Origin of the sequence: Mesorhizobium sp. M0292 (assembly GCF_040321695.1) — a bacterium.
Lineage (GTDB): Bacteria > Pseudomonadota > Alphaproteobacteria > Rhizobiales > Rhizobiaceae > Mesorhizobium.
In genome coordinates this window covers 134,540-148,441 of record NZ_JAMYSB010000010.1, presented here as the reverse complement: position 1 = coordinate 148,441, position 13,902 = coordinate 134,540, and the positions used below count along the sequence as shown (strand labels likewise).

At 63.1% G+C, this 13,902-nt stretch carries 12 protein-coding genes; 9 read left to right on the top strand and 3 right to left on the bottom strand.

Going from position 1 to position 13,902, the window contains the following annotated elements:
• The first annotated feature begins 6 nt into the window (after positions 1 to 6).
• From tolB to ftsH, 5 genes are all read left to right on the top strand, one after another.
• The gene (gene tolB / locus NKI96_RS17590; protein WP_023673841.1) at positions 7 to 1,311 is read left to right on the top strand and encodes a Tol-Pal system beta propeller repeat protein TolB; all 1,305 of its coding nucleotides are present in this window, start codon (positions 7 to 9) and stop codon (positions 1,309 to 1,311) included.
• A gap of 259 nt (positions 1,312 to 1,570) precedes the next feature.
• Positions 1,571 to 2,077, top strand: a complete 507-nt coding sequence (gene pal, locus NKI96_RS17585) for a peptidoglycan-associated lipoprotein Pal (protein WP_023684182.1) — start codon at positions 1,571 to 1,573, stop codon at positions 2,075 to 2,077.
• A gap of 211 nt (positions 2,078 to 2,288) precedes the next feature.
• Positions 2,289 to 3,371: a tol-pal system protein YbgF gene (gene ybgF, locus NKI96_RS17580; protein ID WP_352805387.1), complete on the top strand. Its 1,083-nt coding sequence runs from the start codon at positions 2,289 to 2,291 to the stop codon at positions 3,369 to 3,371.
• A 51-nt stretch (positions 3,372 to 3,422) separates the two neighbouring features.
• The gene (tilS, locus tag NKI96_RS17575; RefSeq protein WP_352805385.1) at positions 3,423 to 4,829 is read left to right on the top strand and encodes a tRNA lysidine(34) synthetase TilS; all 1,407 of its coding nucleotides are present in this window, start codon (positions 3,423 to 3,425) and stop codon (positions 4,827 to 4,829) included.
• Positions 4,830 to 4,932: 103 nt separating this feature from the next.
• Positions 4,933 to 6,858, top strand: a complete 1,926-nt coding sequence (gene ftsH / locus NKI96_RS17570) for an ATP-dependent zinc metalloprotease FtsH (protein ID WP_023673598.1) — start codon at positions 4,933 to 4,935, stop codon at positions 6,856 to 6,858.
• Between the two features lie 66 nt (positions 6,859 to 6,924).
• Here the strand turns inward: ftsH and NKI96_RS17565 are convergent, their stop codons facing one another.
• Positions 6,925 to 7,263: a winged helix-turn-helix transcriptional regulator gene (locus tag NKI96_RS17565; RefSeq protein WP_352805383.1), complete on the bottom strand. Its 339-nt coding sequence runs from the start codon at positions 7,261 to 7,263 to the stop codon at positions 6,925 to 6,927.
• A gap of 215 nt (positions 7,264 to 7,478) precedes the next feature.
• Between NKI96_RS17565 and NKI96_RS17560 the strand changes: the two genes are divergently transcribed.
• Positions 7,479 to 8,243 (top strand): SDR family oxidoreductase, encoded by a 765-nt coding sequence (locus NKI96_RS17560; RefSeq protein WP_023744988.1) that lies wholly within the window; start codon positions 7,479 to 7,481, stop codon positions 8,241 to 8,243.
• Positions 8,244 to 8,271: 28 nt separating this feature from the next.
• Positions 8,272 to 9,147, top strand: coding sequence for an NAD(P)-dependent oxidoreductase (locus NKI96_RS17555; RefSeq protein ID WP_352805381.1), 876 nt, complete (start codon positions 8,272 to 8,274; stop codon positions 9,145 to 9,147).
• Positions 9,148 to 9,220: 73 nt separating this feature from the next.
• On the opposite strand, the gene NKI96_RS17550 is transcribed toward NKI96_RS17555, so the two are convergent.
• Together NKI96_RS17550 and NKI96_RS17545 are read right to left on the bottom strand one after the other, a co-directional pair.
• A complete protein-coding gene (locus NKI96_RS17550) occupies positions 9,221 to 9,673 on the bottom strand; it encodes a hypothetical protein (protein ID WP_023726188.1) in 453 nt (150 codons plus the stop codon).
• A 239-nt stretch (positions 9,674 to 9,912) separates the two neighbouring features.
• Positions 9,913 to 10,917 (bottom strand): hypothetical protein, encoded by a 1,005-nt coding sequence (locus tag NKI96_RS17545; RefSeq protein ID WP_023755560.1) that lies wholly within the window; start codon positions 10,915 to 10,917, stop codon positions 9,913 to 9,915.
• 343 nt (positions 10,918 to 11,260) lie between these two features.
• Between NKI96_RS17545 and glmM the strand changes: the two genes are divergently transcribed.
• On the top strand, positions 11,261 to 12,613 hold the full coding sequence (gene glmM, locus NKI96_RS17540) for a phosphoglucosamine mutase (protein ID WP_023704880.1): 1,353 nt from the start codon (positions 11,261 to 11,263) through the stop codon (positions 12,611 to 12,613).
• A gap of 250 nt (positions 12,614 to 12,863) precedes the next feature.
• A complete protein-coding gene (locus tag NKI96_RS17535; protein ID WP_352805379.1) occupies positions 12,864 to 13,709 on the top strand; it encodes an outer membrane protein in 846 nt (281 codons plus the stop codon).
• Positions 13,710 to 13,902 lie beyond the last annotated feature (193 nt).

Genomic DNA, 13,902 nt, shown 5'->3' with positions numbered 1-13,902 from the left:
GAAGACATGAAATCCATCCTCAAGCCGCTCCTGATGGTCGCCGCGATGGCGATGGGCATGAACGCCGTCGTCACCTTGCCTGCTCGAGCAACCCTCGAGCTCAACGTCAACAAAGGCAATGTCGAACCGATGCCGATCGCCATCCCAGATTTCCAGGGAGGGCTCGGCGCGCAGATTTCCGAGATCGTCACCGCCGACCTGAAGCGCTCCGGTCTCTTCGCACCGATAGACAAGAACGCCTTCATCGAGAAGATCGCCAATCCGGATGCGCAGCCCCGTTTCGACGACTGGAAGGTGATCAATGCGCAGGCGCTGGTCACCGGCAGCGTGAGCAAGGAGGCGGACGGCCGAATCCGCGCCCAGTACCGACTATGGGATATTTTTGGCAACCAGCAGATAGCCGGGGAGCAGTTTTTCGCCAACGACGCAAATCAACGCCGTGTCGCCCACATCATCGCCGATGCGATCTATGAGAAGCTCACCGGCGAGAAGGGCTATTTCGACACACGCGTCGTCTTCATCGACGAATCCGGCGCCAAGAATGCGCGCAAGAAGCGGCTCGCCATCATGGACCAGGACGGCGCCAATGTGCGCTATCTCTCCGATGGCCGCTCGATCGTGCTGACACCGCGTTTCTCGCCCAACCGGCAGGAAATCACTTACATGTCGTACGAAAGCGGTCAGCCGCGGGTCTATCTGCTGCAGATCGAGACCGGGCAGCGCGAACTGGTCGGCAATTTTCCCGGCATGACCTTTGCGCCGCGCTTTTCGCCCGACGGCCAGAAGGTGATCATGAGCCTGCTGCGCGACGACGGCAATTCCAACATCTTTGCCATGGATCTGCGCAGCCGCTCGACCACCAGGCTCACCAATTCGACGGCGATCGATACCTCGCCGTCTTATTCGCCCGACGGCAGCAAGGTGGTGTTCACTTCCGACCGTGGCGGCCGCGCGCAGATCTATGTGATGGGCGCCGACGGCTCGGGCCAGACCCGCATCTCGTTCGGCGACGGCGTCTATTCGACGCCGGTGTGGTCGCCGCGCGGCGACCTCGTCGCCTTCACCAAGCAGACCGGCGGCGAATTCCAGATCGGCGTCATGAAGACCGACGGTTCGGGCGAGCGCATCCTCTCCTCGGGCTTCCAGCAGGAGGGACCGACCTGGGCGCCCAACGGCCGCGTGCTGATGTTCTTCCGCGACTCCGCCGGCGGCCCAAAACTGGTTTCCGTCGATCTCACCGGCCGCAACGAACAGTCGATCCCGACCGCGAATTTTGCTTCCGACCCGGCGTGGTCGCCGCTGCTGGAGTAACTAAGTTTCGGCCTGGCCCGCTCGCTTCGTTGCAACTCGGCAACACTACCTTAAAAGCCCCGTTTTGGGGCTTTTTTCACGCCAAAGTCGCGTTTTGGCCGCATTTCCGCCTACGGTCCGCGACCATTGTGGCATCAGGTCATTTTGGCTGGGGACGGCGGCTGAAACCAAATTTTAACCGTGTTTCTTGAATGCCGGTTAACCCAAACGTGGTTACTGGGTGATCAACGAAGTCACTCGAATACGAAGGAGAGGCGGCATGGGCCGTATCGCAGCACTTACCAGAAACCCGGCGATGATCGCCCTGATCGCGATGCTCGCCATCACCGGTTGCGCCTCGAAGAAAACCCCTAACAACGCTGCCGATCTCGGTCTCAATGGCGCGGGTGCGGCAACGCCGGGCTCGGCGCAGGACTTCACCGTCAACATTGGCGACCGCATCTTCTTCGACACGGACTCGACCGCGATCCGCGCCGATGCGCAGACGACGCTGTCGCGCCAGGCGCAGTGGCTCAACCAGTACAAGCAGTACGCCATCGTCGTCGAAGGCCATGCCGACGAACGCGGCACGCGTGAATACAATCTGGCTCTCGGCGCCCGCCGCGCCGCCGCCACCCGCGACTTCCTGGTCGCCAGGGGCGTTTCGGCGAGCCGCCTGAAGACCATTTCCTACGGCAAGGAACGTCCGGTCGCGGTCTGCGACGACATCTCCTGCTGGTCGCAGAATCGCCGCGCCGTCACCACGCTCTCCGGCGCCGGCTCCTGATGAGTAAGACGGCGGCCTTAGTCGCATAATTGCAACACTTCCATGCGAAAGGCGGCCTTGTGGCCGCCTTTTTCAGTTTCGGTCCCGGAAACAAACCCGGAAACAAAATTTGGCCGAAGTCTCGCCTCCTGCTAAGAGCCGAGGGCGTCGTGCCGGTCCCACTGTGATCGGAAGGCGCGAACAGGCTCACGATATTCACGGCGAGAGGCACATGCATTTCAGATCGGTCTTGAGCGGCACGCTTGCGCTGCTGCTCGTATCAGGCTTCGCGGCTTCCGCGAGCGGCACCGGACAACCCGCGGATAGCGGCTTTTCCTTCCATCTGCCGACGCTCGGCATTTTCGGCAAGAAGGAGAAGCCGGAGCAGCAACAGATCGCGCAGCAGCAGGACGGCACCGCCGCCGCGGGGCTGGAAGATCAGCTCCGGCAGATGAACGGCAAGCTCGAGGAACTCAACTTCCAGATCCTGCAGATGCAGGAGCAGATGCGCAAGCAGCAGGAAGACAACGAGTTCCGCTTCCAGCAGTTGGAAGGCGGCTCCAGCGGGCGGCCGCCGGCCCAGAAGAAATCGGAGGCCGCGCCGCAGGACGGTGGCGCGGGCACCGGCGTCGCCGAGGCCCCGGCAGACCAGGCGCCGGCCGATGCCGGCGCGCAGTCGGATGGCGGCCAGAGCGTCGGCGAGGTCATCGTCGAATCGCAGACCGGCGATCCCGGCAAGGTGATCAACGGCACGCCGCCCAAGACCTTCGGCACCATCACCGTCGACAAGAACGGCAATGTAATCGACGCCGGCGGCAACACGCAGGCAGCGGCGCCGGCGGAAGGTGCGGCTCCCGCCGCCGAGGCGCCGGCTGCCGGGGCTAAGACCGGCAAGTCGGACGGCACGGTGGTGGCGGCGCTGCCTGCCACCAACAACCCGGAAGAGATCTACCGCAACTCCTACCAGTTCATCCTGTCGGGCGACTACAGCACCGCCGAGCAGGGTTTTCGCGACCACATCGCCCGCTTCCCGAAGGACGCCAAGGCGGCGGACGCGCATTACTGGCTTGGCGAATCGCTGCTTGGCCAGCAGAAGTATCATGACGCTGCCGAGGTTTTCCTCTCCGCCAGCAAGGACTATCCGAAGGCCAAGAAGGCGCCTGACATGCTCCTGAAGCTTGGCGTGTCGCTGGTCGGCCTCAAGCAGAAGGATGTCGCCTGCGCCACCTTCGGCGAGATCGGCAAGCGCTATCCCGATATTTCGGCCGCGCTCAAGGAACGCGTCAAGCAGGAGAGGGCGCTGGCGGCGTGCTAGTCTTTGCCGTGTTGTCCCAGAACCGGGACCACTTTTGCGCGACATGCATTGATGCTCGATACCGAGCCTGACCTTTCGAATTTTTCGCAGATCGACTTTACCAACGGCGCGCTTGCGGCCGTGTCCGGCGGCAGCGACTCGACCGCCCTCCTTCTTCTCCTCAAGGCTCACCTCGACCGCAGCGCCCCGACAGCCCGGCTGCTGGCGGTGACGATCGACCACGGCCTGCGTCCGGAAGCAGCAGCCGAAGCGCGCAGCGTGGCAAAGCTTTGTGCCGAGCGCGGCATCGCGCACCGGACGCTCAACTGGTCCGGCGCCAAGCCGTCGGCCGGCCTGCCCGCGGCGGCGCGCGAGGCGCGCTACCGGTTGCTGGCCGAGGCAGCGCAGGCGCAAGGCATTGGTGTGATCGTGACCGGCCACACCGCCGACGACCAGGCCGAGACCGTCCTGATGCGAGCCGCGCGGAATGACGGGCGAGAGCTTGCAGGCCGAGGTCTCGCCGGCATGGCGCCTGCCACCCTCTATGACTGGCGGATCTGGATCGCGCGGCCGCTGCTCGGCGCTCGGCGCGCGGCGTTGCGCGCCTTCCTGCAGCGCGAACATGTCGGCTGGGCGGAGGATCCGACCAACATCGACACGAATTTCGAACGCCCGCGCATCCGGGCCGTGCTCGGCGAAGACCGGAGCGGGCAGCGTTTTGCCGAAGCGATCGGCCTGGCCAGGCGGGCCGCCGGCGAGCGCGAACAACTCGGTCGCCGCGCCGCCGCCCTGATCGGTGAATTTGCCAGCCGGCCGGCGAGGGGTCTCATCCGTCTCGATCCCGCTCTTGCCGAAGCTGACGACACGCGAGCCGCGGTCTATGCGCTGCGTGTCCTGCTGGCGGCGACGGGCGGCACCGCCTTGTTGCCGGACCAGGCGCGCAGCGAAGCGCTGTTCGAGCAAATGCGGGCCGGTCGGCTTTGCGCCACATTGTCGCGGGCGGTCGTCGATATCAGGCGAAACGGCATCTTCCTGCGCCGTGAATCGCGCGACCTGCCGCGTTCCGCGCCGGTAGCTGGCGCTCTGCTTTGGGACGGTCGCCGGCGGATCACGCCACACATCGAAGCCGGGGCGGTCACATTGGACGACAGTCCGGGTGCATGGTTGATCGCGCCGCTTGGCGCCGCTGCCGCCGCCAAAACGCCGATTGCCGGGGATGGCGCGCCGCCAAGCCTTGTGCGCGCCGCCCTGGCTGCGGAACCGGCGCTGTGGCGCGGCGGCGAATGCCGTGGTTTTGCAGGGGATGTAGCGGCGGCGCCGGCAATCGCCGTCAGCCCGGTCGTTGCGCCCTTTGCCCGTTTCCTGCCGTGCTTCGATCTGGTGTTGGCGCAGGCCGTGGCCGAGTTGATCGGCGCACCGCCTGTCCCGGCTTGCCCTTTGGCCGCCACAGTGCCGGTTGATCATGGCGCGAAAGCTTAACCCAGACGTGCTGTTATGCTTGGCAAGGGGGGGCGCTCTCCCTATGTTAGGCGCAAGTTTCCTCTCATGACGCGTGTCCCAGCGGGCACCAACGGGACAATTGATGAATCCGAATTATCGCAATCTCGCGCTCTGGGCGATCATAGCGGTCCTGCTCATTGCTCTCTTCAATCTGTTCCAGACGCCGCAGACTCGCGGGGCCTCGACCGACGTTCCCTATTCGCAGTTCCTGCAAGAGGTCGCGGCCGGCCGGGTCAAGACGGTGGTCATCGCCGGCGCCCGCATCACGGGCACCTACGCCGACAACGCCAATGGCTTCCAGACCTATTCGCCTGGCGATCCGCAGCTGGTCTCGCGGCTGCAGGACAAGAACGTCACCATCAATGCGCGGCCTGAGTCGGACGGTTCCAACTCGCTGTTCAGCTATCTGATCTCCTACCTGCCGATGATCCTGATCCTGGGCGTGTGGATATTCTTCATGCGCCAGATGCAGTCCGGCTCCGGCCGCGCCATGGGTTTCGGCAAGTCGAAGGCCAAGCTTCTCACTGAGGCGCATGGCCGCGTCACCTTCCAGGATGTCGCCGGCGTCGACGAGGCCAAGGAAGATCTGGAAGAGATCGTCGAGTTCCTGCGCGATCCGCAGAAGTTCCAGCGCCTCGGCGGCAAGATCCCGCGCGGCGTGCTTCTGGTCGGACCTCCCGGCACCGGCAAGACGCTGCTCGCCCGCTCCGTCGCCGGCGAAGCCAATGTGCCGTTCTTCACCATCTCCGGTTCGGACTTCGTCGAGATGTTCGTCGGCGTCGGCGCAAGCCGTGTGCGCGACATGTTCGACCAGGCCAAGAAGAATGCTCCCTGCATCATCTTCATCGACGAAATCGACGCTGTCGGCCGCCATCGCGGCGCCGGCCTCGGCGGTGGCAATGATGAGCGCGAACAGACGCTGAACCAGCTGCTGGTCGAGATGGACGGCTTCGAGTCCAACGAGAGCATCATCCTGATCGCCGCCACCAACCGGCCCGACGTGCTCGACCCGGCGCTGCTGCGTCCGGGCCGTTTCGACCGCCAGGTGGTGGTGCCGAACCCCGACATCGTCGGTCGTGAGAAGATCCTCAAGGTGCATGTGCGCAACGTGCCGCTGGCGCCGAATGTCGACCTCAAGGTGATCGCACGCGGCACGCCGGGCTTCTCGGGCGCCGACCTGATGAACCTGGTCAATGAATCCGCTCTGATGGCGGCGCGCCGCAACAAGCGCCTTGTCACCATGGCCGAGTTCGAGGACGCCAAGGACAAGATCATGATGGGCGCCGAGCGCCGCTCGTCGGCCATGACCCAGGCCGAAAAGGAGCTCACGGCCTATCACGAGGCCGGCCATGCCATCCTGGCGCTCAACGTGCCGTCGGCCGATCCGCTGCACAAGGCGACCATCATCCCGCGCGGCCGCGCGCTCGGCATGGTCATGCAACTGCCGGAAGGCGACCGCTATTCGATGAGCTACAAATACATGATCTCACGGCTCGCCATCATGATGGGCGGCCGCGTCGCCGAGGAGTTCAAGTTCGGCAAGGAGAACATCACCTCGGGCGCCTCCTCGGACATCGAGCAGGCGACCAAACTGGCGCGCGCCATGGTCACGCGCTGGGGCTTCTCCGACAAGCTCGGCCATGTCGCCTATGGCGACAACCAGGAAGAGGTTTTCCTCGGCCATTCGGTGGCGCGCACGCAGAACGTCTCGGAAGAGACCGCGCAGATCATCGACGCCGAAGTGCGCAGGCTGATCGACGAGGCCTATGTCACGGCCAAGTCCATTCTGACCAAGAAGAAGAAGGAATGGATCGCTCTGGCGCAGGGCCTGCTCGAATACGAGACGCTTTCGGGCGAAGAGATCAAGCAGCTGATCGCCGGGCAGAAGCCCGCGCGAGATTTGGGGGATGACACCCCCACAAGCCGCGGCTCGGCTGTGCCGAAGTCCGGCCGCCGCAAGAAGGGTCCCGAGCCCGAAGGCGGCATGGAGCCTCAGCCGTCGAGCTGAGCTGACATCACTTGATGCAAGAAAACGCCGCGGCTCAATCCGCGGCGTTTTGCTATTCAGGGTCTCTCAAAGAGCATGCGGGACGGATTCATTTGCTTTGCCGGGGCGCACACCGTCAGTCCGGCCAGCATGTTGCTTGCCCCATCTGGCCAGCGGGATCAGGGCATTGTCCAGCTCGATGCCGAATTCGGTAATCGAGTATTCGACCCTCGGCGGCACCTCGGGAAAGATTTCGCGATGGACGATGCCGTCGGCCTCCATTTCGCGCAGCTGTTGGATCAGCATCTTTTCGCTGATGTCAGGCACCAGCCGCTTCAGCTCACCGAATCGTGCCGGCGCCTTGTGAATCTGCCAGAGCAGTAGCGCCTTCCATTTGCCGCTGATGACCTCCAGCGCCGGCCCCAATCCGCAACTATCTGGCTGTTTCTTTCCCATGTTTCATCCAATTCTGAGCAATCGGTGGGTAGCTTACATTTTTGTCGGTACTTGAGAAAAACCAAGCCGGTCCATAGCTTCAAACCAGCTCGCCGGCATCGGCGAACACCACAACATCATATCGGTACCTCGCTTCGACCTGCAAAGGCCGTCGGCGGCCGGATTTTGTCAAAAAGGGATGGATCATGACACGATACGCAAACAAGAAGGCCGTTGTCATCGGCGGGACGCACGGCATGGGGCTCGCCGTTGCCGAAGCCCTGATCGAAAGCGGCGCCGAGGTCCTGGTCACCGGCCGCGACCAGCGCAACATCGAGGCCGCGCGAGCCAAGCTGCTTTCGCGAGCTCATGTCGTGCGGTCCGATATCTCAGACATGGCCGATATCGTCACGCTCGGTGCCGAAGTGGGGCAGAAGCTTGGCCAGATCGACTTCCTTCACGTCAATGCCGGGGTGGCCAATCTCGAACCTGTGGAGCGGGTCACCGAGGACAGTTACGATCGCACCTTCGACATCAACACCAAAGGCGCATTCTTCACCGCGCAGCGCCTGCTGCCCCTCATCAGGGATGGTGGCGCCATAGTCTTCACCTCGTCGATCGCCGACGAATCCGGCACCGGCGGCATGAGCGTCTATTCCGGATCGAAGGCGGCACTGCGCGCCTTCGCCAAGGTCCTGGCCGCCGAGCTTCTGCCGCGCCGCATCCGCGTGAATGTGGTCAGCCCTGGTTTCATCGATACGCCGACGATGGGTGTGGCGGACGCCTCGGCCGAGGAGCGGGCCGCCTTCATGGCGATCGGCGACGCGGTCACGCCGATGAAGCGCCACGGCACGATGGAGGAGGTGGCGCGCGCAGTGCTGTTCCTGGCGTTCGACGCGACCTTCACCACGGGCGCGCGGCTGACCGTGGACGGTGGCCTTGGCCAGGACCTGAGCCCGACACCGGCGTAACCGCGCAACGAAACCAAGGAGAAGCAGAATGAGCGACATAACAGTAATCGGTCTCGGCGCCATGGGCACGGCGCTTGCCGAAGCCTTTCTGAACCAGGGACATGCGGTGACGGTGTGGAACCGTTCTCCGGCAAAGGCTGAGGCTTTGGCAGCCAAGGGCGCCACTGTGGCCAAGAGTGTCGAGGAAGCCGTCAGATCGAGTCCACTGATCGTGGCGTGCCTGCTTGTCTATGACACCGTTGGTGAGGTGCTCGGCCCAAGCCGAGACGCGCTGTCGGGCCGCACATTGGTCAATCTCACCAACGGCACGCCCGAGCAGGCGCGGGCGATGTCGGGTTGGGCGGTGAGCCAGGGCGCCAGCTATATCGACGGCGGCATCATGGCGGTGCCGCCGATGGTGGGCGGGCCGCACGCCTTGATTCTCTACAGCGGTTCGCGCCAGGCGTTCGATGCCTGTTCGGGGCAGCTCGGAGCGCTCGGCACCAGCAAATATCTCGGTGAGGATCCAGGCCTCGCGCCGCTCTATGATATTTCGCTTCTGACCGGCATGTACGGCATGTTCGCGGGCGTTCTGCAAGCGTTGGCATTGACGGGCGCAGCAGGAATCCCTGCCGGCGAGTTCATGCCGCTGCTGGCCTCCTGGCTTCAGTCGATGCAAGGCCTGCTGCCGAAATGGGCGGAACAGATCGACAGTGGCGATCACACCAGCAATGTCGTTTCCAACCTGGGCATGCAGGCTGATGCCTACGTCAATCTCATCGATGCCAGCAGGTCGGCTGATGTCAGCACCGAACTCGTCTTGCCGATGCAAAGCCTGATGAAGCGCGGGGTGGCTGCCGGCCAGGCCAATGCCGATCTTACAAGCCTGGTCGCACTGCTCCAGCTCTCGAAACAAGGCGCTTGACGGGGCAAGACCCGAGAGAAGGCCCGCCAACCTTGCGGTTGGGGGCCTTCGATCTTCAAACGCTGCTGGTCGATCAGCTCTTCAGCTTGGCGTTGCAGAGGCTGTAATAGCCGCCGCCCTTCTGGATCCAGCGAAGGCCGTTCAACGTACCCGCGTCCTTGTTGCCGTGGTAGCCCTGCAGGCAGGTCTTCATCCGCGCCTTCGAGGGCTTCTCGGTCTTGAATTCGGCGGCGAGGGTGGTCGGGAATGTCACGCCCGTCGGCGCTACAGCGGGGGCGATCCCCGCGCTGGCTTCCTTCTCCGGCTGCGGCTGGGTTTTGACCGCATCCGTACTGGCACTCTCCGCAGCTGACGTCGCGCATTTCTCGGTGCGGAAAGCGGTCCAATCCATGCCGTTCAGAGTGCCGCCTTCCTTGGCTGTGCGATAGGCCTCGCCGCATTCCTTCATCGTCAGTGCGCTTGCAGGGGCGACGCTCCAAGCAATCCATACCGTCACAGCGAATGCCGCCAATTTCAATCTGGACATAAGACCCTCCTGGTTGACAAAAGTTCGATGTCCTTTTGTATACCATTTGTTCTACATATGTTCAATTGGAATCTTGCGAACCACCGATATGTCTGGCGGTGGGCAGTGTGGGCGATAGATGATGCCGACAGCTTCCGCGGTATGTAGACGCGAGCAACTCCGGGTGTGTTCGAGCGCAACAAAAAGGCCCGCGCATGCTGCGATGCGCGGGCCTCTGTCTGGAGAATATGGCTACGCGATCAGCTCTTCAGCTTGGCATTGCAGAGGCTGTAGAAGCCGCCGCCCTTCTGGATCCAGCGCAGGCCATTCAGCGTGTTGGCATCCTTATTGGCGTAGTAGAGTTCGAGGCAGGTGTGCATGCGGCCCTTGGCCGGCGTCTCGCCGGCGTATTTCTTCGAGATCGCGGCCGGGAACTTCACGCCCTTGGGAGCGGTGACCGAGGGCTTCTCGGGCTCGCTGGTATAGGTCGCCTCGCTCGGAGCGGGCACGGTGTCGTCGTCATCTGCGCCTGCGCCGCATTCGGCCTTGCGGAAGTCGTTCCACTTCTTGCCGCCCAGAGTATTGGCAGACTTGGCAGCCTGGTACTTGGCGCTGCAATCGGCCATGCTCAGGCCCTTGCCGCTGCTGTCGGCAGCTGCCTTGGTGGTTGCCTTGGCGGGTGCTGCCGCGGCCGAGGCCCCGGCGGCGCATTCGGTCTTGCGGAAGTCGTTCCACTTTGCGCCATTGAGCGTACCGGCGGCCTTTGCCGCCTGGTACTTGGTGCTGCATTCCTTGGCCGTCAGGCCCTTGGCGCCATCGTCGGTTGTGGCTGCGGCCTTGGTCGTGGCCTTGGCGGGTTCTGCCGCGGCGGATGCGCCGGCGGCGCATTCGGTCTTGCGGAAGTCGTTCCACTTTGCGCCATTGAGCGTACCGGCGGCCTTGGCAGCCTGGTATTTAGCGCTGCATTCCTTGGCCGTCAGACCCTTGGCGCCGTCATCAGCAGCGGCGGCGGCCTTGGTCGTGTCCGTCTTGGCCGCAGCGGCCTTCTTGGCCGCCGGCTTTGCGGTCTCGGTGGTGGCCGCCGCGTCGGTGCCGCACTCGGCCTTCCGATACTGATTCCAGGTCTGCCCGTTCAGCGTGCCGGCGTCCTTGGCGGCATTATACTTGGTACTACACTGGGCCATGGTCAGCGCGCTGGCGGGCGCCGCCATGAACAAGGTTGCGACGGCAAGACCCGTCAAAGTTGCAAGTCGGTGGATGAGCATGGCGTTCTCCCGTTGCTGCGCCCATAGGTTGTACCTGTGTCAATCAATAGCTCTCAACGCTAGGCTGCGCCAGATGCTAAACGGCGTTCTCCCGATAAGGTGATGGACCCTTGCGATCTGCCGCTCCAACAGTCCGGCTTACCGGCCCAATCTGCGCAGTGTGGCCCAGTGTGAATGCTATATTGCGGCAACACCGTGTCATGATACGCTGCCAACGCTCCGAACAGCCTGCTACAATGATTTTCTAAGAATTGGTAATATACAATCACACAATGTGATAGTCGGGCTCGGACCAATTGTGGCATTACGAGCCGGCTGAAAACCGACGGGGATTCTGGCAAGCATGGCAGGACGTTATTTTGGCACCGACGGCATTCGCGGGCGCGCCAACAAGTTTCCGATGACGGCTGAGATCGCGATGCGGGTCGGCATGGCCGCCGGCCTGTCGTTCCAGCGCGGCAGCCATCGCCACCGCGTCGTGCTCGGCAAGGACACCAGGCTGTCCGGCTACATGATCGAAAACGCCATGGTGTCCGGCCTGTGCGCGGCCGGCATGGATGTGTTCCTGCTCGGCCCGATCCCGACACCGGCGGTCGCCATGCTGGTGCGCTCGCTGCGCGCCGATATCGGCGTCATGATCTCGGCCTCGCACAACCCTTATTACGACAACGGCATCAAGCTGTTCGGTCCCGATGGCTACAAGCTCTCCGACGAGATCGAGGAGCGCATCGAGAGCATGCTCGACAAGGATATCGAACTGGCGCTCGCCGATTCCGACGGGCTCGGCCGCGCCAAGCGCGTCGACGGCGTGCATGACCGCTACATCGAATTCGCCAAGCGCACGCTGCCGCGCTCGATGTCGCTGTCGGGTCTCAGGATCGTCGTCGATTGCGCCAATGGCGCAGCCTACAAGGTGGCGCCTGCCGCACTTTGGGAACTGGGCGCCGAGGTCATTGCCATCAATGTCGATCCGAACGGTTTCAACATCAACAAGGAATGCGGCTCGACCCATCCGGCCGGCCTGCAGAAGAAGGTGCATGAAGTGCGCGCCGATATCGGCATCGCACTCGACGGCGATGCCGACCGTGTCGTCATCGTCGACGAGAACGGCACCATCGTCGACGGTGACCAGATCATGGCGCTGATCGCCGAGTCCTGGCACCAGAGCGGGCGACTGGCCGGCGGCGGCGTCGTCTCGACGGTGATGTCCAATCTCGGCCTCGAACGCTTCCTTGGCGACATGAAGCTGCAGCTGCATCGCACCAAGGTCGGCGACCGCTATGTCGTTGAGCATATGCGCGCGCACGGGTTGAATGTCGGCGGCGAGCAGTCGGGCCACATTGTGCTGTCCGATTTCTCGACCACTGGCGACGGGCTGGTCTCGGCGCTGCAGGTGCTGGCCTGCATCAAGCGGCAGAACCGGCCGGTCAGCGAATTGTCGAAGAAATTCGAGCCGGTGCCGCAGCTGTTGAAGAATGTCCGCATCGCCGGCGGCAAGCCGCTTGAAGAAGCCTTGGTCAAGGCGGCGATCGAAGATGCGCGCAACCGTCTAGGCAAGGCCGGCCGCCTGGTCATACGGCCCTCCGGCACCGAGCCGCTGATCCGCGTCATGGCCGAGGGCGACGACCCACAGCTGGTCGAGGCCGTGGTCAACGACATCGTCGACATCATTTCGGAAACGCGCAGCGCCGCCTGATTGCGCTGCCTCCAACGGCAGGGGCGAACTGCCGGCTCAAGACTTCAAGCCCGCCTGCAGGCGGGCTTTTGTTTCGGCCAGGGTTGGTCCCAGCGTTATGCCGGCGGAGGCCGTTTGCTAAAATGTCGAGAATTCGTGGTTAATCGACAGGGTTAAACGCCTTTTAACTTTTGCAATTCATTATCCACAACTGAGGTCAAACACATTCGAGCGGATTCAAAGTTCCGACGGGTTCTCAGGGGTGACAAACATGTTCAATGCAGCAAAAATGGCTTTCCTTGCCGCGCTGTTCGCAGGCGTGGCCGGGCCAGTATTCGCCGCCGATCTGGCGGAGCCGCCAGTGGTCGAAGAGGCGCCGGCGCCGATCGCCTACGAGCAGCCGGCGGATTTCGGCGGCTGGTACATCCGCGGCGATATCGACTATCATTGGTCGAAGTTCCGCGGTGGCGACTATATTACCTACGGACCCGGCACGAACGACTTCGACACCGGCAAGCTCAAAAGCGCATTTTCGGCCGGCGCCGGTGTCGGTTACCAGATCAACCAGCATTTCCGTACCGATCTCACACTCGACTGGATGAGCAAGTCCAAATTCCGCGGCTCGACCAGTGGAACCTGCGGCGATCTGCTTCCTTGTACTTCCGTCGACACTTCCTCCTATTCGGCATTGTTGCTCCTCGCCAATGCCTATGTCGACATCGGTACTTGGCACGGCGTGACGCCCTATGTCGGCGCCGGCATCGGCGGTGCATGGCTGAAGTGGGATACGCTGCACAACACCGACAGAGACGGTTCGTTCGAGCACCGCGGCGGCAAAGGCTGGCGTTTCGCCTACGCCCTCATGGCCGGCGCCTCCTACTGCCTGACCGACCGCGTCAAGCTCGATGTCGGCTATCGCTACAGCCACATCAATGGCGGCCGCATGTTCGAATATGCTTCTGGACTGGGTGGCACCACCGGCGCTGGTCCGGGCTTCGATCGCGGCATCAATGTGCACGAAGTGCGCGGCGGTCTGCGCTACCAGTTCGGCCGGTCGGACTGCGCCCCGCCGCCGGAGCCCTACGTTCCCGAACCGGAGCCGGTCTACACCAAGTAGCGCTTCGAAATCCAGGAATTTGCAAACCGCCCGGCCATGCCGGGCGGTTTTTGTTTGCCGATTGCGGTGCACTTCCAAGCCGCGGCGTGCGGAGGAGAAAGCCTATCGAAATCAAATCGGTAACGTCGCGTTATCCTTAACCCGCACTTAACCACTATGGTTAACAATGCCCACTGAAACGGCGCTTGCGATC